Annotated in this window: 25 protein-coding genes; 18 read left to right on the plus strand and 7 right to left on the minus strand. The window is 73.7% G+C overall.

From position 1 onward, the window contains the following. The first annotated feature begins 101 nt into the window (after window positions 1–101). The 3 genes from ACIBHY_RS45630 to ACIBHY_RS45640 are packed head-to-tail and all read left to right on the plus strand — an operon-like array spanning window position 102 to window position 2,877. Window positions 102–1,091 carry a sugar ABC transporter substrate-binding protein gene (locus ACIBHY_RS45630; RefSeq protein ID WP_397309994.1) on the plus strand — a complete coding sequence of 330 codons (990 nt, stop codon included), beginning with the start codon at window positions 102–104 and terminating at the stop codon, window positions 1,089–1,091. Next, on the plus strand, window positions 1,088–2,122 hold the full coding sequence (locus ACIBHY_RS45635) for an ABC transporter permease (RefSeq protein WP_397253142.1): 1,035 nt from the start codon (window positions 1,088–1,090) through the stop codon (window positions 2,120–2,122). Before ACIBHY_RS45630 ends, ACIBHY_RS45635 begins: the two co-directional genes overlap by 4 nt. After that, window positions 2,119–2,877, plus strand: coding sequence for an ATP-binding cassette domain-containing protein (locus ACIBHY_RS45640; RefSeq protein WP_397309995.1), 759 nt, complete (start codon window positions 2,119–2,121; stop codon window positions 2,875–2,877). The genes ACIBHY_RS45635 and ACIBHY_RS45640 overlap by 4 nt, the downstream gene beginning before the upstream one ends. A gap of 2 nt (window positions 2,878–2,879) precedes the next feature. Here ACIBHY_RS45640 and ACIBHY_RS45645 read toward each other — a convergent pair whose 3' ends face one another. Together ACIBHY_RS45645 and ACIBHY_RS45650 are read right to left on the minus strand one after the other, a co-directional pair. Then, window positions 2,880–3,116, minus strand: coding sequence for a hypothetical protein (locus ACIBHY_RS45645; protein ID WP_397309996.1), 237 nt, complete (start codon window positions 3,114–3,116; stop codon window positions 2,880–2,882). Between the two features lie 25 nt (window positions 3,117–3,141). Beyond that, window positions 3,142–4,035 carry an LLM class flavin-dependent oxidoreductase gene (locus ACIBHY_RS45650; protein ID WP_397253136.1) on the minus strand — a complete coding sequence of 298 codons (894 nt, stop codon included), beginning with the start codon at window positions 4,033–4,035 and terminating at the stop codon, window positions 3,142–3,144. A gap of 50 nt (window positions 4,036–4,085) precedes the next feature. Between ACIBHY_RS45650 and ACIBHY_RS45655 the strand changes: the two genes are divergently transcribed. The 6 genes from ACIBHY_RS45655 (at window position 4,086) to ACIBHY_RS45680 (ending at window position 9,965) form a co-directional block, all read left to right on the plus strand. Then, complete coding sequence (locus ACIBHY_RS45655; RefSeq protein ID WP_397253134.1) at window positions 4,086–4,565, plus strand: MarR family winged helix-turn-helix transcriptional regulator; 480 nt, start codon at window positions 4,086–4,088, stop codon at window positions 4,563–4,565. Between the two features lie 86 nt (window positions 4,566–4,651). After that, window positions 4,652–5,014: a nuclear transport factor 2 family protein gene (locus ACIBHY_RS45660; protein WP_397253132.1), complete on the plus strand. Its 363-nt coding sequence runs from the start codon at window positions 4,652–4,654 to the stop codon at window positions 5,012–5,014. Between the two features lie 133 nt (window positions 5,015–5,147). After that, window positions 5,148–6,455 carry an MFS transporter gene (locus ACIBHY_RS45665; protein WP_397309997.1) on the plus strand — a complete coding sequence of 436 codons (1,308 nt, stop codon included), beginning with the start codon at window positions 5,148–5,150 and terminating at the stop codon, window positions 6,453–6,455. A gap of 44 nt (window positions 6,456–6,499) precedes the next feature. Further along, window positions 6,500–7,423, plus strand: coding sequence for a hypothetical protein (locus tag ACIBHY_RS45670; protein WP_397309998.1), 924 nt, complete (start codon window positions 6,500–6,502; stop codon window positions 7,421–7,423). Beyond that, window positions 7,420–8,445, plus strand: coding sequence for a DUF917 domain-containing protein (locus tag ACIBHY_RS45675; protein WP_397253127.1), 1,026 nt, complete (start codon window positions 7,420–7,422; stop codon window positions 8,443–8,445). Before ACIBHY_RS45670 ends, ACIBHY_RS45675 begins: the two co-directional genes overlap by 4 nt. A gap of 23 nt (window positions 8,446–8,468) precedes the next feature. Next, the gene (locus ACIBHY_RS45680) at window positions 8,469–9,965 is read left to right on the plus strand and encodes a PucR family transcriptional regulator (RefSeq protein WP_397309999.1); all 1,497 of its coding nucleotides are present in this window, start codon (window positions 8,469–8,471) and stop codon (window positions 9,963–9,965) included. Between the two features lies 1 nt (window position 9,966). On the opposite strand, the gene ACIBHY_RS45685 is transcribed toward ACIBHY_RS45680, so the two are convergent. Then, entirely contained in the window at window positions 9,967–10,833 is an 867-nt protein-coding gene (locus tag ACIBHY_RS45685) for a hypothetical protein (RefSeq protein ID WP_397253123.1), read from the minus strand. Window positions 10,834–10,988: 155 nt separating this feature from the next. Between ACIBHY_RS45685 and ACIBHY_RS45690 the strand changes: the two genes are divergently transcribed. The 5 genes from ACIBHY_RS45690 (at window position 10,989) to ACIBHY_RS45710 (ending at window position 18,649) form a co-directional block, all read left to right on the plus strand. After that, window positions 10,989–13,283 (plus strand): ATP-binding protein, encoded by a 2,295-nt coding sequence (locus ACIBHY_RS45690; protein WP_397310000.1) that lies wholly within the window; start codon window positions 10,989–10,991, stop codon window positions 13,281–13,283. A 35-nt stretch (window positions 13,284–13,318) separates the two neighbouring features. Beyond that, entirely contained in the window at window positions 13,319–13,726 is a 408-nt protein-coding gene (locus ACIBHY_RS45695) for a hypothetical protein (protein WP_397253119.1), read from the plus strand. Between the two features lie 88 nt (window positions 13,727–13,814). Beyond that, window positions 13,815–14,930 carry an epoxide hydrolase family protein gene (locus ACIBHY_RS45700; protein ID WP_397253117.1) on the plus strand — a complete coding sequence of 372 codons (1,116 nt, stop codon included), beginning with the start codon at window positions 13,815–13,817 and terminating at the stop codon, window positions 14,928–14,930. 72 nt (window positions 14,931–15,002) lie between these two features. Next, the gene (locus ACIBHY_RS45705; protein WP_397310001.1) at window positions 15,003–17,030 is read left to right on the plus strand and encodes a hydantoinase/oxoprolinase family protein; all 2,028 of its coding nucleotides are present in this window, start codon (window positions 15,003–15,005) and stop codon (window positions 17,028–17,030) included. After that, entirely contained in the window at window positions 17,027–18,649 is a 1,623-nt protein-coding gene (locus ACIBHY_RS45710; protein ID WP_397310002.1) for a hydantoinase B/oxoprolinase family protein, read from the plus strand. The genes ACIBHY_RS45705 and ACIBHY_RS45710 overlap by 4 nt, the downstream gene beginning before the upstream one ends. A 22-nt stretch (window positions 18,650–18,671) precedes the next feature. On the opposite strand, the gene ACIBHY_RS45715 is transcribed toward ACIBHY_RS45710, so the two are convergent. Continuing rightward, window positions 18,672–19,262, minus strand: a complete 591-nt coding sequence (locus ACIBHY_RS45715) for a TetR/AcrR family transcriptional regulator (protein ID WP_397310003.1) — start codon at window positions 19,260–19,262, stop codon at window positions 18,672–18,674. A gap of 89 nt (window positions 19,263–19,351) precedes the next feature. Between ACIBHY_RS45715 and ACIBHY_RS45720 the strand changes: the two genes are divergently transcribed. Continuing rightward, window positions 19,352–20,152: a class I SAM-dependent methyltransferase gene (locus ACIBHY_RS45720; RefSeq protein WP_397310004.1), complete on the plus strand. Its 801-nt coding sequence runs from the start codon at window positions 19,352–19,354 to the stop codon at window positions 20,150–20,152. Here ACIBHY_RS45720 and ACIBHY_RS45725 read toward each other — a convergent pair. Then, window positions 20,142–21,350, minus strand: coding sequence for an alpha/beta hydrolase (locus ACIBHY_RS45725; RefSeq protein WP_397253107.1), 1,209 nt, complete (start codon window positions 21,348–21,350; stop codon window positions 20,142–20,144). The two genes, ACIBHY_RS45720 and ACIBHY_RS45725, sit on opposite strands and share 11 nt — an antisense overlap. A gap of 164 nt (window positions 21,351–21,514) precedes the next feature. On the opposite strand from ACIBHY_RS45725, the gene ACIBHY_RS45730 reads away from it, so the two are divergent. Then, window positions 21,515–22,135, plus strand: a complete 621-nt coding sequence (locus tag ACIBHY_RS45730; protein ID WP_397310005.1) for an IMPACT family protein — start codon at window positions 21,515–21,517, stop codon at window positions 22,133–22,135. A gap of 44 nt (window positions 22,136–22,179) precedes the next feature. After that, the gene (locus ACIBHY_RS45735; protein ID WP_397253103.1) at window positions 22,180–23,214 is read left to right on the plus strand and encodes a DUF4037 domain-containing protein; all 1,035 of its coding nucleotides are present in this window, start codon (window positions 22,180–22,182) and stop codon (window positions 23,212–23,214) included. A gap of 109 nt (window positions 23,215–23,323) precedes the next feature. Here ACIBHY_RS45735 and ACIBHY_RS45740 read toward each other — a convergent pair whose 3' ends face one another. Both ACIBHY_RS45740 and ACIBHY_RS45745 read right to left on the minus strand, forming a co-directional pair. After that, window positions 23,324–23,836: a hypothetical protein gene (locus ACIBHY_RS45740; RefSeq protein WP_397253101.1), complete on the minus strand. Its 513-nt coding sequence runs from the start codon at window positions 23,834–23,836 to the stop codon at window positions 23,324–23,326. Further along, window positions 23,833–24,633: a MerR family transcriptional regulator gene (locus ACIBHY_RS45745; protein WP_397310006.1), complete on the minus strand. Its 801-nt coding sequence runs from the start codon at window positions 24,631–24,633 to the stop codon at window positions 23,833–23,835. Before ACIBHY_RS45745 ends, ACIBHY_RS45740 begins: the two co-directional genes overlap by 4 nt. A 177-nt stretch (window positions 24,634–24,810) precedes the next feature. Between ACIBHY_RS45745 and ACIBHY_RS45750 the strand changes: the two genes are divergently transcribed. Next, the gene (locus ACIBHY_RS45750; RefSeq protein ID WP_397310007.1) at window positions 24,811–26,160 is read left to right on the plus strand and encodes an MFS transporter; all 1,350 of its coding nucleotides are present in this window, start codon (window positions 24,811–24,813) and stop codon (window positions 26,158–26,160) included. Window positions 26,161–26,179: the final 19 nt, after the last annotated feature.

Consider the following 26,179-nt stretch of genomic DNA (forward strand, 5'->3'; position numbering starts at 1 on the left):
TCCGTTCTATATTGTAGGTCTTAATGTCACGACAAATGGTTGACAGTGGAGCGTGGCAGGACTAGAACCGGGGCAAGCCGTTGGTCTTGGAGGTTGAAGCCATGAAGCGAACCCGGATCGTGGTGGCCGTGCTCGGCACCCTGGCGCTGGCCGGATGCTCGGGCGGAGGCGGGGCGGGCCAGAGCGCCGCGAGCTCCCCGGCCGCCGAGGCGCCGGCGGCCACCGGCGGCGCCGCCGGCACGTACGCGGTGATCACCCACGCCGCAGCCGGCGACAAGTTCTGGGACGTGGTCAAGAAGGGCGCCGAGGCCGCGGGCAAGCAGTACGGCGCGAGCGTGACCTACCAGGGCGACGGCGACGCGGGCAAGCAGTCGCAGCTCATCGACCAGGCGGTCTCGCAGAAGGTCGACGGGATCGTGGTCTCCATGGCCAACCCGGACGCGCTGAAGGAGTCGATCGGCAAGGCGGTGGCCGCGAAGATCCCCGTGGTGACCATCAACTCCGGCGCCGAGTCCTCCAAGGCGTTCGGCGCGCTCACCCACGTCGGCCAGTCGGAGGACGTGGCCGGGCGGGGCGCGGGCGAGCAGCTGAAGGCGGCCGGGGTGTCCAAGCTGCTGTGCGTGATCCACGAGGCCGGCAACGTCGGGCTGGAGCAGCGGTGCAAGGGCGCCGAGCAGAGCCTCGGCGGCACCGTCGAGCGCCTGCAGGTGGACGTCAGCAACCTCGCCGACGTCACCTCCAAGGTGGCGGCCAAGCTGCAGTCCGACACCTCCGTCAACGGCGTGCTCGCGCTCAACCCGGCCGTGGCCGTCGCCGCCCGCGACGCGATCAAGGACGCCGGCTCGCAGGCCAAGCTGGCCACCTTCGACCTGTCGCCCGACGTGATCGCCGCGATCAACGCCGGGGAGGTGCTGTTCGCCGTGGACCAGCAGCAGTACCTGCAGGGCTGGCTGCCGATCACCTTCCTCAAGCTCTACAAGGACAACCTCAACACCGTGGGCGGCGGGCTGCCGGTCAACACCGGTCCCGGCTTCGTCACCAAGGACAACGCGGCGCAGGTCGAGAAGCTGGCCGGCGAAGGCACCCGATGACCGCGGTCAAGCCCGACGAGCGGCTGGCCGACGTCGGCCGGCTGCGGCGGGCGCTGATCCGCCCCGAGCTCGGCGCGGTCGTCGGCGCGATCGTCGTCTTCGCCTTCTTCGCCGCGCAGTCGCCGGTCTTCCGCTCGCCCGCCGGCATCGCCAACTGGCTCGATCCGGCCGCCACGCTCGGCATCATGGCGGTCGCGATCGCGCTGCTGATGATCGGCGGCGAGTTCGACCTGTCGGCGGGCGTGCTGACCGGCACCACCGGGCTCATCCTGGTCACGCTGGCCACCGAGTACGGCGTGAACGTCTGGCTCGCCATGCTGATCAGCCTGGCGGTGGCGCTCGGGATCGGCTTCCTCAACGGGATCGTCGTGACCCGCACCAAGCTGCCCAGCTTCATCGTGACGCTCGGCTCCTTCCTCATGCTGCAGGGCCTCAACCTGGGCGTCACCAAGCTGATCACCGGCACCGTGCAGGTCAGCGGGCTGCGCACGGCCTCGGGCTTCGAGTCGGCGCGGGTGATCTTCGCGGGCACGATCCAGATCGGGCAGGTGCACTTCCGGGTGGCGATCCTGTGGTGGCTGGCGGCGACGGCGCTGGCCACGTGGGTGCTCATGCGTACCCGCGCCGGAAACTGGATCTTCGCGGCGGGCGGCAACGAGCAGGCCGCCCGCGCGGTCGGCGTGCCCGCCGCCCGCACGAAGATCGCGCTGTTCATGACGACGGCGCTCGCCGCGTGGCTGGTCGGCTCGATCATGGCGCTGCGCTACACGTCCGTGCAGGCCAACATCGGCATCGGGCAGGAGTTCATCTACATCATCGCCGCCGTCATCGGCGGCTGCCTGCTCACCGGCGGGTACGGCTCGGCCATCGGGGCCGCGATCGGCGCCGTCATCTTCGGCATGGCCGACAAGGGCATCGTCTTCCTGGGCTGGGACGCCGACTGGTTCAAGTTCTTCCTCGGCGCGATGCTGCTGCTGGCCACCCTCGCCAACCGCCTGGTACGGCGCTACGCGGAAGAGGTGAAGCGGTGATCCTGCAGACCAGGGCGATCGGCAAGGCGTTCGGCTCGGTGCTGGCGCTGCGCGAGGTGTCCATGGGCGTGACCGCCGGGCAGGTCACCTGCGTGCTCGGCGACAACGGCGCGGGCAAGTCCACGCTCATCAAGATCCTGTCGGGGGTGCACCGCCACGACGCGGGCGAACTGCTGCTGGACGGCGTGCCGGTCACGTTCGCCAGCCCGCGCGCGGCGCTGGACCACGGCATCGCCACCGTCTACCAGGACCTGGCGATGATCCCGCTCATGTCGGTGTGGCGGAACTTCTTCCTCGGCTCCGAGCCGCGCAAGAGCTTCGGCCGCTTCGACGTGGCCAAGGCCAAGCGGGTGGCCCGCGAGGAACTGCACGCGATGGGCATCGACATCCGCGACGTCGACCAGCCGGTCGGCACGCTGTCGGGCGGCGAGCGGCAGTCGGTGGCGATCGCGCGGGCGGTCCACCTGGGCGCCCGGGTGCTCATCCTCGACGAGCCGACCTCGGCGCTGGGCGTCAAGCAGGCCGGGGTGGTGCTGCGCTACATCGCGCGCGCCCGTGACCGGGGGCTGGGCGTGGTGTTCATCACCCACAACCCCCACCACGCCTACCCGGTGGGCGACCGCTTCCTGCTGCTCAACCGCGGCACCAGCCTCGGCGAGTACGCCAAGGCCGACATCACCCGCGAGCGGCTGACCTCGCTCATGGCCGGCGGCGCCGAGCTGGAGCAGCTGGAGCACGAACTGCGCCGCGAGTGAGCTCAGTCCTCGTGGGGCAGGTCCCGGTCCAGGCGGGAGGTGGACAGGTCGGAGCCCCACAGCAGCTCGCGGCGGACGGCGCGTTCGGCGTCGCCGGTGTCGTGGACCGGCCGCGGCGGCTCGGGCGCGCTCTCGGCGTCGGCCACGCGGGTGGCGTCGGCGTGGTCGGCGCGCTCCGGCGCCGCGCCCGCCCTGGCGGTCTTCTCCATCCGCCCGGCGGCCTCGTACGCATCGCTCATAGGGGCAACGCTAGGGTGCGGCGGTTCAGCGCCGGGCCAACGGCGTGCCAAGAAGAGCGGGTTCGCGCAGGGCGGGGACGACCTCGCGGGCCAGGCGTTCGACCTGCTCGTCGCGGTCGTCGCCGGAGGGCATGAGGGTGAAGGAGGTGAAGCCGATGCGCTGGAAGCCCCGCAGGGCGTCGATGAGGTACGCCGGTGAGCCGGCCAGCGTGCCCGGCTCGGCGGTGGGCCTGTCCTCGACGCGGACGGCGAGGTTGTAGGCGCAGGTGATCTCCTCGGGGGCGCGTCCCGCCTCGTGCGCGGCGGCCAGCAGGCGCGCGCGCATCGCGGTGACCTCCTCGGGGCCGGCGAAGCCGTAGGAGGGGATCCAGCCGTCGGCCAGGCGGCCGGTGACGGCCAGCGCGCGGGGGCCGAAGGTGCCGAGCCAGATGGGGATGCGCCGCGCCGGCTTGGGTTCGAGGCGGGCGGCCTCGGTGCGGTGGTAGCGGCCCTCGAAGGTGAAGCTTGGCTCGCTCCACAGGCCGCGGATGATCTGGACGGCCTCGGCCAGCCCGTCGACCTTCTCGCGGGCGGTGGGCACGCGCATGCCGTACGCGCGGAACTCCTCGTCGGAGTAGCCGCCGCCGAGGCCGAGGATGAGGCGGCCGCCGGACAGGCGGTCGAAGGTCTCGGCCATCTTGGCGACCATGGCGACGTTGCGGTACGGCACGCCGAGCACCCGGGTGGCGACCTTGATCCGCGTGGTGGCGGCGGCGATCCAGGACAGCATGGTCCAGGTCTCGAAGCTGTCGTAGGTGGTGCAGGGGTGGTCGGCGGAGGAGACGTAGTCGAAGCCGAGTTCCTCGGCGCGGCGGGCCTCGGCGACGGGGTCGGCGCCCGGTGCGGCCGAGGTGGAGATGTTCAGGCCGAAGGTTGACATGACAACAACCGTAGGCGGGAGATGGTGACATGTCAACTACACTGGGGGGCATGACAGAGGACGCGCGATGGCTCGACGAGGCGGAGGCACGGGCGTGGCTCGGCTACCGGCGGATGTTCCTGCTGCTCAACCGGGAGGTCGCGCGGGATCTGGCGCACGAGTCCGGCCTGTCGGAGGCCGACTACGACGTGCTGTCCAACCTGTCGGGCGCGCCCGGGGCCAGCGTCCGGCTGACCGAGCTGGCCGCGCACCTGAAGTGGTCGAAGAGCCGGCTGTCGCACCAGCTGACTCGCATGCAGCAGCGCGGCCTGATCTCCCGGCGGGAGCACCCCTCCGACGCGCGCGGGGCGGTCATCGTCCTGACCGAGGAGGGCCTGCGGACCATCGAGGAGGCCGCCCCCGGCCACGTGGCCTCGGTGCGCCGGCACTTCATCGACCTGCTGACCCCGCGGCAGCTGGCGGCGTTCGGCGACATCGCCTGGTCCGTGGTCGACCGGCTGGACGAGGCCGCCGCCACGCGGCAGCCTTAGAAATCTACATTGTAAAGGCGTCGGCGCGGTGCTTCCGCGTGCTCTAACGTGACAAAGCACGCAAAACTCAACCAAGGAGCTGCATCGTGGCACGCGACGCCGTCTGGGCGGTCATCACCGGCATGTACGACGCCTACACCCGAGGCGACCGGGACGGCATCGACCGCCGTCTGCACCCGCAGGCCACGATCTTCGACTCCGACCACCCCGGCCTGATCACCACCCGCGAACAGCTCAACAAGGTCCGCGACGCCCGCCCGGACGAGGGCCGGGTCACGCTCACCGCCTCCGACGAGGTCGTCGACGTGTGGGGCGAGAGCGCGCTGGCCCGCTACGTGCTGCGCGTCGCCTACGAGAGCGGCGCCCCGCAGATCGTGCGCACCACCTCGGTGCTGCGCCGCGAGGGCGGTGAGTGGCGCATCGTGCACGTGCACGAGAACACGCTCTGACCTGCGGGTATGCTAGGGCTCCAGGGCAGGGTGCACACCGCCGGCCGTACCTGACGTGCGGCGTGCACACCGACGCGGACAGGGGGCGTGCCTAGGGTGCGGCCAACGTCGCGCCCCCTTCCGAGGAGCATCCATGACCGCTACCTCCGCGCGAACGCTCCCCATCGGGGCGGCGTTCGACCGGATGCCGTTCACCCGCCGGCACGTGCTGATCGCGCTGGCGCTGTTCGTCGCGTTCGTCATCGAGTCGTGGGAGCAGCTCGCGCTGATCTACGTCGCGGGCGATCTGGGCGGCGCCTTCGGCATCGACGAGGCGGGCATCGGCATCGTGCTGTCGGCGGTGGCGTTCGGCATGATCCCCGGCGTGCTCATCTGGGGGCCGGTCGCCGACCGCGTCGGCCGCAGGCCCACCGCGTTCTGGTCGCTGCTGGCCTACGGCGTCATCGCCTTCGCCTCCGCCTTCGCGCCGAACCTGCCCACGCTCATCACGCTGCGGGTGGCCTCCGGCCTGGCGCTGGCCGGCGTCTACACCATCACCTTCCCCTACTTCCTGGAACTGCTGCCCACCCGCCACCGCGGCCGCGCCGCCGTCTACCTGTCGATCGGCTGGCCCATCGGCATCCTGGCCGCCATCGGCGCCTCCCTCGCGTTCGGCGCCATGGGCTGGCACGTGGTCGTCATCGCCAGCGCGGTGGCCGGGCTGTGGGCGTTCGCGATCCGCGCCTGGGTCCCGGAGTCGCCGTACTGGCTGGCCGCCCGCGGCCGCCAGGACGAGGCACGCGCGGTGCTGCGCCTGCTGTCCAGCCCCGACGCCGACGCCGAGTTCACGGTCGCGGCGCGCCGCCCCGGCAACCCCCTCGACCTGTTCCGCGGCAAACTGGCGAAGATCACGATCGTCATGCTGCTGCTGAACTTCGCCTTCAACTGGGGCTACTGGGGCCTGCAGACGTGGCTGCCTACCCTGCTGCAGGAACGCGGCCTCACCCTCGACGCCTCGCTCGGCTTCGCGGCGCTGAGCGCGCTCATGATGATCCCCGGATACGTGAGCGCCTCGCTGCTGACCGGCCGGTTCGGCCGCAAGAAGGTCTTCCTGGTGTACGTCGTGGCCGCCGTGCTGGGCGGGCTGTGGTTCGCGCTGGCCGGCAGCACGTGGGAGCTGTACGCGGGCAACTTCGTGCTGTCGTTCTTCAGCCTGGGCGCCTGGGGCGTGTGGAACACCTGGAACGGCGAGTTCTACCCGACCGCGCTGCGCGGGACCGGCTACTCGTGGGCGACCGCCGCCCAGCTGGTCGCCACCACCGCGGCGCCGTCGGCCGTGGGGGCGCTGCTGGCCGGGGCGACCGGGTTCACCACGACCATCCTGATCATCAACGCGTTCATGGTGGTCACGGCGCTGCTGGCCGTACCGCTGCCGGAGACCGAAGGCCGCGAGCTGGAGTGATCGTCGGCGTCGCACCCGGGCGGCCCGCGACCACGGTCGCGGCCGTGCGCGACGGCGCTCTGGTGTTCTCCCGGCAGCTTCCTGCCGCGGCCGGGCCGCCGTTCGGCGGCCTGGCGAAGCTGGCCGGCGGGCTCGGCGCGCGGGCCGTGTGCGTGGCGCTGGACCTGGAGGAGGCCGAGCTCGCGCCGGTGGCGGCGATCCGGGTGGGCGGGCCGTGCCCCGAGGTGCTCGCGCCGCACCCGGCCCACCCCGGCGGGGCGGCGACGATCGTGCGGGGCGGGCACAGCCTGACCGGCCGCCCGCTGGCGCCGCTGGACGTCGAGGCGGTACGGCGCTTCGCCGCCTCGTGCGGGCTGAGCGACTTCGCGGTGACGGCGACCGGCTCGCCCGTGCTGGCCGACCACGAGCTGGCGGTGGCGGAGATCGTGGCGGCCGAGGTGCCGGGGGCGCGGATCACCCTGTCGTATGAGTTCGGCCGGGCGGGGCTGCGCGAGCGCGAGGAGGACGCGATGCTCAACGCCGCCCTGGGACCGGCGGCCGTGCGGGTGGCGCGCGAGGTGGGGCAGGCGCTGGACGGGCTGCCGCTGTACTTCGCCAGGACCGGGTACGGGCTGGTGTCGGCGCACTACTTCCGCCGCTATCCGCTGATCTGCCGGTTCGGGGCGACGGCGAGCCTGGCGCGCGGCCTGGCCGTTCTCGGGGGCGAGGGAGAGGAAGGGGCGGCGCGGGCGTTCGGGGCGGCGCTGGGGCAGCCGGTGGCCGAGGTGGAGCGGATCGTGCAGGCGCGGGGGCGGGCGGAGCTCGACCGGGTTCTGCGCGACGCGCGCGACGAGGCGCTGACCCGGGTGGTGAGCGCGGGGGCTGCGCCCGGGTCGGCGGCGATCGCGACGCTGACGGTCAACCCGCTGTCGTACCTGCCGCACGGGCTCTACCGGGTGCGGGCCTCGGCCGGGGGAGCGACGCCGTGATCGGGCCCGGGCAGCTGGCGCGGTTCGCGGCCGGGTCGCGGTTGTTCGCGACGGGGGCCGCGGAGCCGTCGTACCGGCTGATGCTGGACTGGGCGGGGTCGGTGATCGGGACGGGTGTGCCGGTCGTGGCGGCCGGGGCGCTGGCGGGGGAGACCGTGTGCGTGGCGGTCTCGCTGGTGGGCTCGACGACGGCGCTGGGGGAGCAGCTGCCCGCGGGCGATGAGCCGGTGCGGGCGGTGCGGGCCCTGGAGCGGCGGCTGGGCGCGGCGGTGGGCGCGGTGGTGGCGCTGAACCTGGCCGCGGAGAACGCGCTGCTGCCGCTGGTGGCCGCGGCGCTGCTGGGGGTGCCGCTGGTGGACGGCGACGGGACGGGGCGGGTGTTTCCGCTGGTGGAGCAGACCACGTACACGCTGGGCGGGGTGAGCGCGACGCCGCTGGCGCTGGCGGGGGGCGGCGGGGAGCTGGTGGTGCTGGAGACTGCGCCTGACCGGGTGGAGGCGGTGGTGCGTCCTTTGGTGCTGGCGATGGGCGGGTGGGCGGTGGGCGCGTGCTATCCGATGAGCGCGCGGGAGCTGGCGGGGGCGATGGTGCCGGGGACCGTGGGGCGGCTGCTGGAGGCGGGGGCGCCGGGGGCGGATCGGGCGGTGGCGGCGCCGTACGGGATGAAGACCCTGTGCCGCGGCGTGATCGCCGCGGTGGAGGGGAGCAGCGGGCACGGCGCGGACCTGGAGCTGCCGTCGCTGCCGTCGAGCATCGTGGTGGAGGAGACGGGCGGGTTGCGGCGGCTGGTGCGGCTGGAGGCGCACAACGAGATCGTGCTGGCGCTGGCCGACGGCGCGCCGGTGGCGATGGCGCCCGACCTGATCTGCCTGGTGTCGGCGGTGGATCAGCTGGTGGTCGACGTGGACAAGGCGGCGCCGGGTATGGAGGTCGAGGTCATGGTGGTGCGGGCGGCTCCGGTGTGGCATACCGAGCGGGGGCGGGAGCTGGGCGGGGTGCGGGCGTTCGGGGTGCCGTTGTGAGGGCGCGGGGGTGGGAGTCGCCGGTGACGGTGGCCGAGCTGGTGGACGCGGGGCCGCTGGCGGGGGCGCACATGTACGGCAGCGGCGCCAACCCGGTGCATCAGGTGCGGATCGTGGACGAGCTGGGCGTGTTCGCCGATGTGGTGCCGCACACCGCGGTCGTCCTGATCGGGGCGGCGGCCTCGGGCGGGTGGGCGGTGGAGATGGCGATGCGGCGGGCGTGGGAGCAGGCGGCGGCGTGTGTGATCGCGCCCTCCAGCGCGCTGAGCTCGGGGTCGGGGGAGGTGCTGGCGGAGCGGCTGGGCGTGACGCTGATCTTCGTGGACGGAGATCCGCTGGTGACGGCGGTGGAGGTGGCTTCCGCGGCCTCGCGTCCCGAGGCGGCGCGCACGCAGCTCGTGGCGCGCTGCGCCACGAGGATCGCCGAGGCGGGGGCCTCGGCGCGGCGGGTGCTGGGGGTGCTGAACGCGGAGCTGCCGGGCACGTCCGTCGCCTTTCTCGATCGGTACGGCACGCGCCTGGCGGGCCGGGCGGCCGGGCTCACCGACGGCGGCCCGGGTTCGGGCGCCGGCGGGGAGCGGGTGCTGGTGGACATGGATCTGCCCGACGGGCTGGGGCGGCTGGTGGCCTCCGGGGCGGTGCGTTCGCCGGGCTGGCCGTCGGTGGTGCGGACCGTGCTGGGTCTGGCGGTGGCGGCGCTGAGCGCGTGGGCGGCGGCGGAGCGGCTGGTGGCCGGGCGGGAGTTCGCGGTGCAGGAGGCGCTGGCCGAGCGGTTGCTGGCGATGCCGGAGGCTCTGCTGGACGGCCTGCCCGGGGGGGAATCTGCGGGCGGTGCGGTCGCGGACGAGGTTCCCGGGGCGGCGGGGGATGTGCGGGAGGCGCTGGGCCGGGCGGCGGCGCTGGGGTGGGCGGTGCGGGGGCCGGTGAGCGGGTTCGTGGTCAGGCCGGTGGGGTGGCAGGCGGAGCCGGCGGAGCACGCGCTGGTCAGGGAGCTGCTGGTGGGGGCGTTGGGGGCGGTGCCGGTGATGCGGCGGGGTGAGGGGTGGGCCGGTTGGGCGGAGCTGGAGCCGGGGGCGCTGGCCGTACGGCTGGGGGAGTGTGCGCGGCTGCTGCCGCGGGCGGTCGCGGCGGGGGCGGGGCGGCAGGTGGAGCGGTTCGGCGCGGTGGGGGAGTCGCTGCTGGGGGCCGAGGCCGCGGCGTTCACCGCGCGGGCCGGGGCGGTGGCGCGCGCGGACCGGATGGGTCCCGCGGAGCTGCTGGCGGCGCTGCCCGCGGGGGTGCTGCGGGCGCCCGCCGAGGTGGTGCTGGGGCCGTTGCGGGCGGCGGACAAGGACGGGAGCCTGCTGGCGACGCTGGCCGCGGTGCTGGACGGGGGCGGGGCGCTGCGGGCGGCCGAGCGGCTGGGGGTGCACCGCAACACGGTGACGACCCGGCTGGAGCGGGTGCGGGCGGCGGGCTACGACCTGGAGGACCCGGCGACGCGCCTGGCCCTGCATCTGGCCGTGCACGTCAGCCGGTGATCTACATTGTAAAGGCGCGGAGGTGGAACGGCATGCGGTACCAGCGCCCGTCCACCGCGGCCGAGTCGACGAGCACGATGGAGCGCTCCACCAGCCGGGCCACGGCCTCGGCGGCGTCTGCGGCGTCGGCGGCGCGGTGGCCGGTCAGGGCGCGCTCGGCCTCCTCCAGGCCGAACGCGGTGTCGAAGGCGGCCAGGCGCTGCCAGGCCTGGGCGTCGAGCGGCTGGCACTGGCGATGGCTCCAGGCGGCGGCCGCGCGCATGCTGGCGTGCCGGGCCGGGTGCGCGGGGCCGGCGGGCAGGCTGTGGAAGGCGCCGTTGTCGAGCATCTCGGCGAGCTTGCCGGACTCCAGCAGGTGCTCGGCGGCGATCTCGATGGCCAGAGGCAGGCCTTCGAGGCGGGCCAGGACGGCGGGGTCGGCGCGCAGGCCGCCGGAGCGTAGGTGGAAGAGGGTGGCGGCGTCGGGCGCCGACAGGGGGCCGGCGACGGTGACGTGCTCGCCGGGGATGCTCAGCACCTCGCGGCCGGTGACCAGGACGCGCAGGTCGGGCAGGGCGCGCAGCAGGCGTTCGACGAGGGCGACGCAGCGGTCGACGACGTGGTCGCAGGTGTCCAGGACGAGCAGGCGGGGCGGTTCGCCGCCGTCCCAGGGCAGGCGCTCGCCGCTGAGGATCGTCTCGTGGACGTTGGAGGGGTCGAGGTCGATCAGGCGGGCGGCCGGGTCGAAGCCGGCGGCCACCGCGCGGGCCAGTGCGCTCTTGCCGACGCCCCCGGCTCCGGTGATGGTCACCAGCCGTTCGCGGCCGAGCAGATGGAGGATCTTGTTCCGGTGTTGATCACGCCCGACGAGGGCGTCGCCCGCACTCACGCTCTGAGTGTTCTAGATGCGGGGGGCGTGGCGCCTCGGGCGGGCGTACCTATCCGCATACCTAAAATCGGGGCTGGATCTTCTAGGTATACCCCCTTACGAATTGTCATCCGGCGCGTACGCTGAGGCAATCGAGGCGGATCCGGGAGGGGTCGATGGCACCGGCGATGGACTTGCGGCGCGGGGGCCTTCCCGTGCAGGTGACCGGGTTCGTCGGCCGGACGGGTGAGCTGGCGATGGTGGCCAGGCTGCTGGGCGAGGCCCGGCTGGTGACGCTGGTGGGCCCGGGTGGCGTGGGCAAGACGCGGATCGCGTTACAGGGCGCCCATGAGGCGCGTGAGCGTTTCGCCGACGGGGTGTGCCTGGTGGAGCTGTCGGCGCTGGTGGACGCGGGGCTGCTGGCGCACACGGTGGCGGCGGCGCTGGGGCTGCCGGAGCAGGACGCGCGGCCGGCGCTGGATCATCTGGTGGACTGCCTGGCGGGGCGGCAGGTGCTGCTGGTGCTGGACACGTGTGAGCATCTGGTCGAGGCGTGCGCGATGCTGGCGGAGGTGCTGCTGCGGGAGGCGCCGGCGGTGACGATCCTGGCCACGACGCGTCAGCCGCTGGACGTGGCCGGTGAGCACACCTTGTCGATCCCGCCGCTGCCGGTGCTCGATCTGGGCTCGGGCCAGGACGCGGTGGCGTTGTTCGCGCAGCGGGCGGCGGCGGTGGTGCCGGGGTTCACGGTGAACGAGGACAATCACGCGTCGGTGGCGGCCCTGTGCCGGCGGCTGGACGGGATTCCGCTGGCGATCGAGCTGGCGACGGTGCGGTTGCGGGCGATCCCGCTGGAGGGGTTGCTGGCGCGGCTGGAGGATCGGTTCAGCCTGCTGACGGCGCGGCGCAGCGCGTTGCCGCGGCATCAGACGCTGCGCACGACGATCACGTGGAGCCATGATCTGTGCGATGGCGACGAGCGGCTGCTGTGGGCGCGGCTGTCGGTGTTCGCGGGGTCGTTCGACCTGGCGGCGGCCGAGGCGGTGTGCCAGGACGAGCAGTTGCCGGTGGGGCGGATCATCGAGCATCTGGTCGGGCTGGTGGACAAGTCGGTGCTGCTGCGGATGGAGGGGCGCCAGGACCGTTACCGGCTGCTGGACACGTTGCGGGAGTTCGGGGCCGAGCAGCTGGCGCTGATGGGGCAGCAGGAGAAGGTGCGGCGGCGGCATCTGGACTATTTCCGGTCGCTGGCCGAGCGGTTCTCGCGGCGGGCGTTCACCGGGGATCAGCTGGCGCTGTATCACGAGCTGGACCAGGAGCGTGCGAACGTGCGGGCGGCGCTGGAGTTCGCGCTGGGTCAGGCGGGCGGGGAGCGGGCGGCGTTGCGGTTCGCGGTGTCGCTGTGGCCGTACTGGTTGTGCGGGGCGCGGCTGGCCGAGGGGCGGGTGTGGCTGGAGCGGGCGCTCGACCGGGTGCCGGCGTGGGTTCCCGAGCGGGCCGAGGGGCTGGGGCATCTGGGGTTCTTCGCGTTGCAGCAGGGGGCGCAGCGGGTGGCGTTGCCGTGGATCGAGGAGTCGCTGGCGATCGCGAAGGAGCTGGACGATGAGCGGCTGCGGGCGCTGGCGATCCAGCATCTGGCGGTGCACCGGCTGCTGAGCGGGCGGCCGGATGAGGGGTTTCCGCTGTTCGACGACGCGTGTGCGCGGTTGACGGCGCTGGGGGACCGTACGGGGCTGGCGATCGCGCTGATGGAGAAGGGGGCGTTGCACGCGCTGTCGGGCGATGGGAAGACGGCGCTGGTGGTGACCGGCGAGGTGCTGGGGCTGCTGGGTGAGGGGTCGGGGGAGTGCTGGTTGCAGGGGTATGTGTTGTTCCTGCGGGCGCTGGCGCGCTGGACGCTGGGTGATCTGGCGGGGTCGGTGCGGGAGGCGCGGCTGGCCGTGCGGATGAAGTACGCGCTGGGTGATCATCTGGCGGTGGCGGACTGCCTGGAGCTGCTGGCGTGGCAGGCGGCCGATCAGGAGCGGATGGTGCGGGCGTGCTGGCTGCTGGGGGCGGCCGATCGGGTGTGGCAGCAGTTCGCCGCGCCGCTGGCGGGTGCGCCGTTGCTGCTGCGCCATCACGACCGGGCGATCGCGCTGGTGTCGAAGAGCCTGGGTGCTGAGCGGTATGCGGCGATCTTCCGGCAGGGGTCGGGATTGTCGCCGGGGGACGCGGTGGAGCTGGCGGACCTGGATGTGGACGCGATCCCGGTGCAGGCGCCGCGGCGGGCGGCGATGGAGCTGTTGTCGCCGCGTGAGCGTGAGGTGGCGGGGCTGGTGGAGGAGGGGCTGACGAACCGGGAGATCGCCGAGCGGCTGGTGATCTCGAAGCGGACGGCGGACGCGCACGTGGAGCACATCCTGGCGAAGCTGGGGGTGTCGTCGCGGGTGGAGATCGCGGAGCTGGTGGCGGCGGGCAGTGGTTCCTGAGGGCGCGGTGGTTTCTGAGGGCGGAAGGGGTCGGGATGGACGTGGCGGTGCTCGCGCATGACGTGATGCCGTACGTGAGTGCGGCGGTCAGCGCGTACGGCGGGGCGGTGCTGGCCAAGACGCAGGAGGCGGCGGCGCAGTCCACGGTGGGTCTGGGTACGAGGATTCTGCGGCGGCTGTTCGGCGGCGCCGAGGCCGGGGCGGCGGGGCGGGAGGCGATCGAGGAGCTGGCGGCGCATCCGGGCGACGCCGATTACGTGGCGGCGCTGCGGCTGGCGATCCGCCGGGCGCTGGAGGCCGAGCCGGGGCTCGCGGGTGAGATCGCGGCCATGGTGCCGGCGCCGTCGGTGACGGCGTCGGGGGAGCGTGCGGTGGCGGTCGGCGGCGCGAACTCGGGCCTGATCGTCACCGGCGACGACGCGAAGGTGGAGTACCCCCGCTGAAGCAGGCGATGGCCGGACAGTGTCTTGTTGCGCCTTCCGAACCGTATGGTGTACGGTACAGCGTACCGAAACTTTGGAGGAGTACGCCTTGACCCTCATCCAGCCCTTCACCCTCGCCGTCCCCGCCGCCGACCTGGACGATCTGCGCACGCGGCTCGACCAGGTGCGCTGGCCCGACGAGGTGCCCGGCCAGGGCTGGCGCCTCGGAGTCCCGCTGGCCGAGCTGAAGGACCTCGTCGCGTACTGGCGCGGCGGCTACGACTGGCGCGCGGCCGAGGCCGAGATCAACGCCCACCCGCAGTTCACCACCGAGATCGACGGCCAGAACGTGCACTTCCTGCACGTGCGCTGCCCGCGCCCCGACGCGCTGCCCCTGCTCATCACCCACGGCTGGCCCAGCTCGCCGGTGGAGTACCTGGACGTCATCGCGCCGCTGGCGCGCGAGTTCCACCTGGTCATCCCGTCGCTGCCGGGATACGGCCTGTCCGGCCCGACCCGGGAGATGGGCTGGGGCGCCACCCGCATCGCCGGAGCCTGGCTGGAGCTGATGTCCCGCCTGGGCTATGAGCGCTTCGGCGTGCAGGGCGGCGACTGGGGCACGTGGATCTCGCGCGAGATCGGCGTGCTGGCGCCCGAGCGGGTCGCCGGCATGCACGGCAACGGCCTGATCTGCTTCCCGCTCGGCCTGCCCGGCGAGATGGAGGACCTCACCGCGACCGAGACCGAGCGCATGGCCTTCCGCGAGGCCTACCCGCACGAGCAGTACGGCTACAAGCTCATCCAGTCCACCCGCCCGCAGGCCTTCGCCTACGGCATGGCCGACTCCCCCGTGGCGCTGCTGGCCTGGTTCGCCAGCGTCTACCACGAGTGGAGCGACGGCGGTGTCGACCGCGACCGGCTGCTGACCACGACCATGATCTACTGGCTGACCAACACGGCGGGCTCGGCGGCCCGCTCGTTCGTCGAGACGCCCGACACCGAGCAGGACACCACGGTGGAGTGGGAGCTGAAGCCCGCCACGGTGCCGACGGCGATCTCGGTCTTCCCGCGCGACATCCTGCGCCCGATCCGCCGCTTCGCCGAGCGCGACAACAACGTCGTGGCGTGGATCGAGCACGAGCGGGGCGGCACGTTCGCCGCGCTGGAGCAGCCGCAGGCCTACGTCACCGACGTGCGGGAGTTCTTCACCCAGCTCCGGGCATGACGCCCGGAATCCGGCCCTGCGCTGTGCACCCCGCACAGCGGAGCGGGCCGGACTCCGCATACGGTGCGGGGCATGACGTATCGAGTCGCGATGGACATCGGCGGTACCTTCACCGACGTTGTCTGCTACGACGAGCGCAGTGGTGCCGTCGTGGCGGCCAAGGCCCCCTCCACCCCCGGCGACCTGGCCGAGGGCGTGTTCAACGCCCTCGGCCGCGTCGTTGCCGATCCCGCGCGCATCTCCTTCTTCGTCCACGGCACCACGCAGGGGCTCAACGCGCTGCTGGAGCGCAAGGGCGCCCGCGTGCTGCTGCTGACCTCCGGCGGCGCCCGTGACGTGTACCAGATAGCCCGCGGCAACCGCGAGCGCATGTTCGACCTGCGCTACCGCAAGCCCGTCCCGCTGGTGCCGCGCGCCGACGTCATGGAGGCCGCGGGCCGGCTGGACTGGCGCGGCGAGGAGCTGACCCCCCTGGACGAGCCCGCGGTACGGCACGCGGCCCGCCGGGCCCGCGAGGAGGGCTTCGACGCGGTCGCGGTGAGCCTGCTGTTCTCCTACGCCAACCCCGCCCACGAGATCCGGGCGGGCCAGATCCTGCGCGAGGAACTCGGCCCTGACGTGCTGGTCGTGCTCAGCCACGAGGTGGCGCGCGAGTGGCGCGAGTACGAGCGCACCTCCAGCGCCGTGCTGGAGGCCTACACCGGCCCGGTCGTGCGCCGCTACCTGGCCGGCATCCAGGACCGTTTCGCCGGGCGCGGGCTGGGCGTGCCGGTGCACGTCATGCAGTCCTCCGGCGGCCTGGTCAACGCCGGGTACGCGATGCGCCGCCCGCTGCAGACGCTGCTGTCGGGCCCGGTCGGCGGCACGATGGGCGGAGTGGCGGCGTCGCGGCTGCTGGGCGGCGGGAACGCGATCTGCGTGGACATGGGCGGCACCTCCTTCGACGTCTCCCTGGTCGTGGGCGGGCGGCCCGACGTCAGCGCCGAGGCCCGCATCGAGGGCTACCCGGTGCTGATGCCGATCGTGAACCTGCACACCATCGGCGCGGGCGGCGGTTCGCTGGCCTACGCCGAGGCGGGGGCGCTGCGGGTGGGCCCGGAGTCGGCGGGAGCCGTACCCGGCCCCGCCTGTTACGGCCGCGGCGGCACCCGGGCCACCGTCACCGACGCCAACCTGGTGCTCGGCCGGGTCGATCCGGCCTGGTTCGCCGGCGGCCTGATGACCCTCGACACCGGCGCGGCGGAGAAGGCGATCGCGTCCCTGGCGGGCGAGCTGGGCATGGACCCGCTGCGGCTGGCCGAAGGCGTGTGCGAGGTGGCCAACGCCAAGATGGCCCAGGCGATCCGCACGCTGACGGTCGAGCACGGCGTGGAGCCGAGGGAGTTCACGCTGGTGGCCTTCGGCGGGGCCGGGGCCATGCACGCGGCGTTCATCGCCCGGGAACTGGGCATCACCGACGTTGTCGTGCCGCGCTTTCCCGGCGCGTTCTCGGCGTGGGGGATGCTGGAGGCCGACGTGCGCCGCGACCTCACCCACCCGTTCTTCCGGCCCCAGGCCGGGGTGGACGGCGGCGAGATGGCGGCGCGGCTGCGGGAGCTGGAAGGCCAGGCTTTGCGGGCGCTGGCCGGGCAGGGCGTGCCCGAGGACCGGCGCCGGGTCGAGCACGCGGTCGACATGCGCTACGAGGGCCAGGACTACACGCTGACCATCCCCCTGCGCGAGGCCGCCGAGCCGGCCGAGCCCGGGTTCCTCGCCGCGCTGGCCGCGCGCTACGCCGAGGCCCACACCGGGCGTTACGGCCACGCCACGCCCGAGGCCGCGGTGGAACTGGTCATGCTGCGCAGCACCGGGTTCGGCACCTTCCCCAAGAGCGCGGCCGCGCCCCGGGCGGCCGGGCGGGCGCAGGCGCCGGCCGTACGAGATGTGATCTTCAACGGCGCGGCGCACCGCACGCCGGTGCTGCGCCGCGCCGACCTGGACGGCGAGCTGGCGGGGCCGGCGATCGTGGTCGAGGAGACCGCGACCACGGTCATCCCGCCCGGCTGCCGGGCCACCGTCGACGTCAACGGCTTCCTCCTGATCAAGGTGAATTCTCTGTGATCGACCCCGTCACCACGGAAATCATCCGCTGCGCCCTGCTTCAGGCGGCGGAGGACATGAACACCACCCTTATCCGCTCCTCCTACACCCCCGTCATCTACGAGGCGAAGGACTGCGCGGTCGCGCTGCTGGACCGTGAGCACCAGGTGCTCGGCCAGTCGTCCGGGCTGCCGATCTTCCTGGGCAACCTGGAGGTGTGCACGCGCGAGACCGAACGCCTGCACGGACGGCAGGTGTGGCGCGAGGGCGACGTGTGGGTGCTCAACGACTCCTACATCGGCGGCACCCACCTCAACGACGTCACCGTCTACGGGCCGATCTTCGCCGGTGGCGAGCTGGCCGGGTTCGCCGCCTCGCGGGCGCACTGGCTGGATGTGGGCTCGAAGGACCCCGGCGGCTCCATGGACTCCACCTCGATCTTCCAGGAGGGACTGCGGCTGGGCCCGGTGAAGATCTACGAGGGCGGGCGGCCGTGCCGCGACCTGCACGAGGTCATCGCCCGCAACGTACGCTTCCCGCACGCGACACTCGGCGACATGCGCGCCCAGGTCGCCTGCGCGATGACCGGTCAGCGGCGGCTGTCGGAGATCGTGGCGCGCTGGGGGGTGGAGACGGTGATGGCCGCGCGCGATGAGATCTTCGCCCAGACCGAGCGGCTGGAACGGCAGGCGATCGCGGCCCTGCCCGACGGCGTCTACACCGCCGGCGGCCACCTGGACAACGACGGCATCACGCTGGAGCGTCCGCTGCCGGTCAACGTCACCGTGACGGTCGAGGGCGAGCGGATCGCGGTCGACCTGACCGACTGCGCCGACCAGGCCACCGGCCCGGTCAACTGCGGCGCGGCCCAGGCGGTGGCGGCGGTGCGAGTGGCCTACAAGCTGCTGGTCAGCGGCGAGGTGCCGCTGAACGGCGGCTCGTTCCGCCCGCTGGAGGTGGTGACGCGGCCGGGCAGCATGCTGGCCGCCCGCTCCCCGGCCGCCTGCCAGTACTACTACTCCCACCTGGGTCTGCTCATCGACCTGGTGGTCAAGGCGCTGGCGCCGGTGCTGCCGGAGCGGGCCGCGGCCGCCTCCTACGGCGACTCGCTCATCGTGCAGTTCACCGGCACCGATCCGCGCACCGGCGCGATGTACGTCTCGCAGGAGGCGACCGTCGGCGGCTGGGGCGCCTGGGAGGGCGGCGACGGCGAGTCGGCGCTGATCAACAACGTCAACGGGTCGCTGCGGGACATGCCGATCGAGGTCCTGGAGACGTTGTTCCCGGTGCGGGTCACCCGCTACGCGATACGGCCCGGCACCGGGGGCGCGGGGCAGTGGCGGGGCGGCAACGGCGTGGTGCGCGAGTACGAGTTCCTGGGCGACACCTCGCTGTCGCTGTGGTTCGAGCGCTCGGTCACGCCGGCGTGGGGCCTGGCGGGCGGCGGCGCGGGCGCGCCCCCGCGCGTGGTCCTCAATCCGGGTACGGCGGGCGAGCGCGCCATGCTGAAGGTCAACGCCCTGCCGGTGGCGGCCGGTGAGGTGTTGCGCTGCGAGTCGGGCGGCGGCGGCGGTTACGGCCCGCCCGAGCGGCGCGCCCCAGAGGCCCGCGCCGAGGACGCCACCCAGGGCATGACCTGACGGCGTGGCCTGAGGGCGCGGGTCACCCGGCGGTGACGCCGCTCAGGACGGAGGCCACCATGGCGCGCACGGCCTCGTCCGTGGGCGGGGGGCCGGTGCGGTCGGCGTAGAGCAGGTGGCCGGCGCCGATGAGGGTGGGCGCGAGCGTGCCGGGGTCGGCGCCGGCGGCGATGCGGCCCAGGTCGCGTTCGGCGGCGAGGTAGGCGGCGAGCATGGCGCTCGCCTCGGTGAGCAGCGGCAGCCCGTTCGGCGTGCTTTGGCGCAGGCGGGCGCGCAGGTCGTCGCGGAAGGTGACGAGACCGACGACGGCGACGGCGACCGCGTCGAACAGTTCGCCGAGCGCGGCGGCGAGGTTGCCGGCGACGGTCGCGGTGCCCGCTTTCGCCCGCAGGGCGGCGGCCTGGGCGTCGAGGCGGGCGATGCGGTCGCGGACGAGGGCGGCCAGGAAGTCGTCGAAGTCGGCGAAGTGGCGGTGCAGGACGCCCTTGGCGCAGCCGGCCTCGGTGGTGACGGCGCGGCTGGTCAGCCCGTGCGGGCCGGTGCGCAGCAGGATGCGCTCGGCGGCCTCGAACAGTTGCTCGCGCGCGTCGCGCAGGGCCACTCCGGTGGGCATCGCGGGTCTCCTCCCGAGGCGGGGCCGCTCGGCCACGCCGTGGGCGAACGACCTTGTTTGAGTGGGCGAGCGCCCACTAGTGTGGGCGTATGCCCACTATAACGCCGGGGCGGGAGCCCCATGAGCATCGCGAGATCGCCGAGTCCTTCGGCAACGACGCCGAGCGCTACGACCGCGCCCGCCCCCGCTACCCCGAGGCCCTGATCGAGCGCGTCGCCGCCGCCGGCCCGGCCGTCCTGGACGTAGGCTGCGGCACCGGGATCGCCGCCCGCCAGTTCCAGGCGGCCGGGCGCCGGGTGCTGGGCGTCGAGCCGGACGCCCGCATGGCCGCCACGGCGCGGCGGCTCGGCGTGGAGGCCGAAGTGGCCACGTTCGAGGAGTGGCAGGCCGGCGGGCGGGTGTTCGACGCGGTCGCCGCCGCCCAGGCCTGGCACTGGATCGACCCGATCGCCGGCGCCGCCAAGGCCGCCTCGGTGCTGCGGCCGGGAGGCGTGCTGGCCGTGTTCTGGAACGTCGCACAGCCGCCGGCCGAGCTGTCGCAGGCGCTGGCCGACCTGCACGCGCGGCTCGTGCCCGACTCGCCGTTCGACCCGCGGGCCTGGGCCACGCGGGCCGAGCCGTACGCGCCGATGATGGCCACGGCCGTGGAGGGCATCGCCGAGGCGGGCGGTTTCGGCGAGCCCGAGCGGTGGCGTCAGGACTGGCAGACGCCGTGCACCCGCGAGCAGTGGCTGGACCAGCTGCCCACCTCCGGCATGTTCACCCGCCTGGCGCCGGAGCTGGTGGCCGACCTGCTGGAGGGCGCAGGCGCCGCGGTCGACGCGCTGGGCGGCACGTTCACCATGCGCTACACGAGCGTGGCCGTGCTGGCCACGCGCCTCACGGGGTGAGGAAGCCGCGCAGCAGGCGCAGGTAGGCGGCGGGCTGGTCGTGGGAGATGCCGTGCCCGGCGCCGGCGACCTCGACCAGGCGGGCGGCGGGCAGGGTGTCGCGGTAGGCGGCGGCGATGTGCGGGCGGACGTAGTCGCAGGTGCCGCGCAGGATCAGGGCGGGCACGCGGACCTGGCGCAGGCGGGGCCGGGGGTCGGGCACGCGCAGGGTGTCGGCGACGGTGAACTGGTTGGCGTAGAAGCCGGGCGCGTTGCCGTGCACGGGGGCGGGCGGGGCGCCGGGGCAGGTGGTGGCGTCCTTGCCGGTCAGCAGCAGTTCGCGCATCCGGGCGTCGGCCTCGCGGTCGGGGACCAGGGCGTGCGCGGCGGCCGGGGCGTTGTCCAGCAGCAGGGACAGGGCGATCATGCGCGGGTCGCCGAGCAGGTCGTCGCGGCGGCGCGATTGCTCGGGGGTCAGGCGCTTCCACGGCTCGCCGACCTCCCCCGCGGCCGGCGCCCACAACGCGCCCGGGGAGACGAACACGGCCTTGGCCACCCGGCCCGGGTGGGCGGCCAGGTAGGCGGCGCTCAGCGTGGCGCCCCAGGAACGGCCGACGAGGATCAGCTTCGGCGCGCCGAGCAGGCCCCTGATCGCCTCCAGGTCGGCGACCTGGCGGGCGACGGTGTAGCCGGTCACGTCGGCCAGGCGGCTGGAGCGTCCCGCGCCGAGCTGGTCGTAGGCGTAGACGTCGAAGCCGTCGGCGGCCAGGTCCGCGGCGCCTTCGGGCAGGCCTTCGCCGGCCGTTCCCGGCCCGCCGTGCAGGAAGATCACCGGGTACGGCCGTGCCCCGCCCCGGCGGTGGGCGTAGGCGATGCGGGAGCCGGTGGGCAGGTCCCAGTAGCGCACGTGCGCCGGATCGGCGGCGGCCGGCGGCACCGGCCAGGGCCGCAGGACGAGCGCCCAAGCCCCGGCCGCCGACAACGCGGTGACGGCCAGGGCGAACCCGGCGGCCGCCCCGCGGGTCGGCAGGCGTACGGCGAGGCGGCCCAGCAGGAAGGCGGTGAGCAGGCAGGCCGTGACGGCGCCCGCGTACAACAGGGGCGGGGACGCGGTGACGGCGGCCAGGGCCAGGAAGGCGCAGGCGGCGGCCGCGACGGCCAGGATCGAGGCCAGCAGCGCGGCCAGGACTCCCGCCGTGCGGCGCAGGAAGGTGAGCATGGCGACCAAGATGCTCGTCGCGGGGGTGGCGCGGCATCGGGAGCGACCCCGGCCTTGGCCCTGAGAGCGCGCCCGCCGGCTCCTCCGGCAGGACCCGTGCGATGCCCGCCGTGCGGCGGGGTCCCAGCAGTTGATCTACGTTGTAAAGGCGATAGGCTGGGAGAATGGCTCAGCCGTACCTCACCCTCACCACCCTCATCGAGCACGAGAACGAGGTACGGCGCTCACGCTTCATCTGCGCGATCGCTCCCGCGGCGAGTGCCGGGCAGGCGCAGGCGTTCATCGCCGAGCGGCGGCGGCTGCACCCCTCGGCCACGCACAACTGCTCCGCCTACGTGATCGGGCAGAGCGTGCAGAAGGGCGACGACGACGGCGAGCCGGGCGGCACGGCGGGCACGCCGATGGTGCAGGCGCTGGTCGGGCGGGGTTTCAGCGATGTGGTGGCGGTGGTGACGCGCTACTTCGGCGGGGTGCTGCTCGGGGCGGGCGGCCTGGTGCGGGCCTACGGCTCCGCGGTGACCGAGACGCTCGACCGGGCCGAGCCGGTGCGGATGGTGCCAGCCCGGCTGATGCGGGTCGCGGTGGCGCACGACCAGGCGGGCCGGACCGAGAACGATCTGCGTGCTTCGCGGTATGCCGTGCGTGAGGTGGCCTATGGGGCGTCGGTGGTGTTCTCGGTGGCGGTGGGCGCCGATGAGGTGGCGGCGTTCGGGGATTGGGTGGCGACGCTGACGGCCGGGCGGGCCCTGGTGGAGGCCGGGCGGGCCCTCCACGTGCCGGGCTGAAATATTGGGGTGAGCTTTGGGGGCGGGTCAGGCAGAGTTGACGAATGATGTCCGATTTCGTACCTGGTCTTGAGTTGTCCCGCGCCTTCTACGGCGAGGTCGTGGCTCCGCTGGTCGGGGCCGTTCCGCACAGTGCCGCACTGATCGGTCCTGGTTCTGAGGTGCTGGCGTTCGACACCGAGCGTTCGGCCGACCACGACTGGGGGCCGAGGGTGCTGGTGTTCGTCGAGGGCGGGGATGTGGCGGCGGTGCGGGCCGCGGTGGCGGCGGGGCTGCCGGAGCGTTTCGGCGGGTATCCGACGGTGTTCGGGTACCGGGGCCGGTCGGGGCCGGGGGTGCGGGTGTGTGAGCTGGGCGCCTGGCTGGAGGAGGTGCTGGGGTTCGATCCGCGCGGCGGGGTGTCGGTGATGGACTGGTTGTCGGTGCCGTGGCAGCGCCTGGCGGAGGTGACCGGTGGGGAGGTCTTCCACGATGGGCTGGGGGAGCTGGAGGCGGCGCGGGAGGCGTTGAGCTGGTATCCGCGGGATGTGTGGCGATATGTGCTGGCGTGTCAGTGGATGCGGATCGCGCAGGAGGAGCCGTTTCCCGGGCGGTGCGGTGAGGTGGGGGACGAGCTGGGTTCGGCGGTGGTGGGGGCCGGGCTGGTGCGTGAGGTGATGCGGCTGGCGTTGTTGCTGCGGCGGCGCTACCCGCCGTATGCGAAGTGGCTGGGGAGCGCGTTGGCGCGGGTGCCGGGGTCGGCGGAGCTGGGTGAGGCGCTGGCGGTGGCGGTGGGGGCGCGTTCGTGGCGGGAGCGGGAGGCGGGGCTGGCGCGGGCCTACAGCCGGGTGGCGGCGGTGCAGAACCGGATGGCTTTGGCCGAGCCGTTGGATGCGCGGGTGCGGGGGTTTCACGACCGGCCGTTCCTGGTGATCGGCGGGGAGCGGTTCGCGGGGGCGTTGCTCGCGGCGGTGTCGGATCCGCAGGTGGCGGCGTTGCCGGTGGTGGGGTGTGTGGATCAGTTGTCGGATGGGGTGGCGGTGGTGCGTGGTCCGGGGGTGGCGCGGGCGGTGACGGAGGCGGCGTTGCGGGCGGCCTGAGCTTCCCGGCCTTTCCGATGCTTCCGGCCCTCGGCCGTCCGCCCTTGCGCTCTTGGGTCTTCAGATCTTCACGCCTTCAGGCCTCTGGGCCGGGCTTTCGGGTTGGGGTTCAGGCTGGGCGGACGGGCTGGCGCAGGAGGGTGCGCGGGTGGGGGTCGTCGTGCGGGGTCAGGTAGATCTCGTGGTGGAGGCCGTTGGGGTGCAGGTGGTGTTCGCGCATGTAGGCGTTGATGCGGTCGAGGGTGCGGGGTTCGTCGCTGTAGGGGCCTTCGTGGAGGAGTTCGACACAGTCGCCTTCGGTGTGGGTGGCCAGCCGTACGCGGTCGACGGGGGCGCCTGAGGGGCGGGCGGCTTCGCGGGCGCGTTCGAGCTGTCCCGGTTGTGGTACGGCGTGCAGGGCGATGAGCAGGTGCCAGCGCCACTGGTCGCGGGGGACGGTGAGCGGGGGCCGGTCGTCTTCGACCCACCATTGGCCTTCGAGGGGGCCGTGGCCGGTGGTGAGGGTGGTGGCGAGGGTGTGCAGGGCGTGGATGGCGCCGGCGTGTTCGGGGCCGCCGGGTGCGCCGATGCCGGTGACGTTGAGGCAGGTGACGGGGCCGTGGGTGGTGCGGGTGGGGGTCATGGGTGGTCCTCGGGGTCGATGGGGAGCATGAGGTGGGTCAGGAGGCGGTCGGGCGGGGTGGTGGCGGGGTCGGAGACGTAGACCTCGCGGATGGGGCCGGTCAGGGGGTGTCCGCGTTCGGCGCACCAGGCCAGGACAGCGTGGGCGGTGAGGGAGATCTGGTCGTAGGGGCCGGTGTGGGTGGCGCTGGCGAAGGTGCCGCCGGGCAGGAGGGCGCGTTCGAGTCCGGGGGTGGGTGGTGGGGGTTGGCCGGGGGTGAGGGCGAGGGTGGCGGTGATGTCGATGTGGTCGTCGAGGTCGATGGGGAACAGGGCGGTGAGCTCGGGCGGTCGCTGGCCGGGGGCGGCGGCCAGCAGGCGCGCGATGGCGGTGGAGGTGGCGCGGGGGATGTCGGCGGGGCCGGTGGCGTGTTCGCGGGTGAGCAGGACGGTGCGGGTGGGTTCGGTGGTGAGGTGGACGGGGGCGCCGGGCAGGCCGTCGGTGATGAGGCGTTCGAGGGAGGCGAGGGTGCGGCGGCGGCGGTCGAGTTCGGCTTCGAGGTCGTGGCGTACGTGGTCGAGTGCGGCGGTGGCTCCGGCCAGGACGTCGGCGACGGTGGCCAGGGGGACGTCGAGGGAGCGCAGCAGGCCGATGGTGAGGGCGTGGCGGGCTTGGGCGGGGTGGTAGTAGCGGTAGCCGGTGTCGGGGTCGACGTGGGCGGGGGTGAGCAGGCCGAGTTCGGCGTAGTGCCGGAGTTGTTTGATGCTCAGGCGGCTCAGGCGGGCGAACTGCCCGATCGGCATGAGGTCTGCGTCCACGTGTTCCAGGATGGTCTCTCCGGTGGGGGGAGAGTCCATCCGGGGGTGTTTTCCGGTGGTGGCGTTTAGGCTGAGGGTCGTGAGGATCCTCGGTTGAGGCGTCGCCCCGCTGTTGCCGGGCTTTGAGGATCGGGCCGGTTCGCCGGTCGCGCCTTCCTGACGTTTGGGAGGCGTGTGATGGGCGGCACCGTTCGGCGTGTGGTCGTCGTGGTGGTGGCCGGGGTTGCGGCCAGCATGGCGCTGGGGGAGTTCATTCCGTTCCTGCCGGTGCTGGGGGTGCGGTTCGGGTGGCCGCTGACCGCTGTGGGCTGGGTGTCGTCGGGGATCACTCTGGTGGCGGCGTTGGCGTGCCTGCCGCTCGGGGTGGTGATCGGCGGCCGGCGGCTGGAGCGGGTGTTCGTGGTGGGGCTGCTGGTGCTGGGTGTGTCGGGGGTCGTGGCCGGGTGCGCGGGTGGTGCGGGTGTGCTGGTGGCGGCGCGGGGTGGTCAGGCGGTGGGGTACGCGCTGGTGGTGATCGCGGGGCCGGTGCTGCTGGCGCGGATGCCGCTGGAAGGTGGGCGGCGGGTGGGGCTGGCTTTGTGGGGGTTGTGTGTGCCGGCGGGGCTGGCGCTGGTGGGTGGCGTCGCCGCGGTGGTGGGGGCGTCGGGGTGGCGGATGGTCGTGGTGGGTGTGGGGGTGCTGGCGTTGGTCTTGGGGGTGGCGGCCCACGTGATGTTCGCGTATACCATGCCCGCGCACGTCATGCCTGCCCAGGTGACGTCCGCGCACGTGATGCCGGGCCGCGCGACGTCGGTGGCCGGGTGGGCCTCACGGGGTGGCGGCTTTGCGAGCATCTGGCCGCGTCGACGGGGGCGGCGTGCGGGGGCCGGTGCGGGGGCCGGGTCGTGGTGGCGGGTGGTGGGGGTGGCTGCTGGGTTCGGGTTGATCGCGCTGGTCGGGGTGAGTGTGGTCACCGTGCTCGCGTCCTATCTGGCCTTCCGGTACGGCCTGCCCGCCGCGTCCGCGAGCCTGCTGACCGGGCTGGTGGCGGCGGCCAGTGTGCCGGGCAGCGTGGTGGCCGGGGCGATGTTGCGGGCGGGGGTGCGCCCGGCCCGGCTGCTGGTCACGGCTGTGCTCATGGCGCCGCTGGCGCCGGCCGTGTTCGGGCAGGGGCCGTTGTCCCTGGCGGTGGTGGGTGCGGCGGCGATCCTGGCGGTCAACGGCCTGGCGGTCTCGGCCATCTTCGCCGGCCTCCCCGACCTGAGCACCGGCGACCCCGACCGGGCCGGGGGCAGTCGCGATCTGGCCGGTGGCACTCCGGGCGTGGACGTTGCCGGCCCTGGCCTGGGGGATGGGACCACCGCCGGGACCGCGCGGACGGTGGCCGCGGTGACCCAGGCCGGAAGCGTGGGCACCCTGATCGGCCCGCCTGTCTACCTCTGGACGGCCGGGACCGCGGGCTGGCCCGCGACGATCGGGTTGACCGCCGCGATCGTGTGCGCCGGAGTCGCCTGCGCGATCGCGGCGCTCACACCGACCCGACATTGATCTGGGTGGGTCGGCCGGG

Source organism: Nonomuraea sp. NPDC050547 (genome assembly GCF_044457345.1).
In the GTDB taxonomy this organism is placed as follows: domain Bacteria; phylum Actinomycetota; class Actinomycetes; order Streptosporangiales; family Streptosporangiaceae; genus Nonomuraea.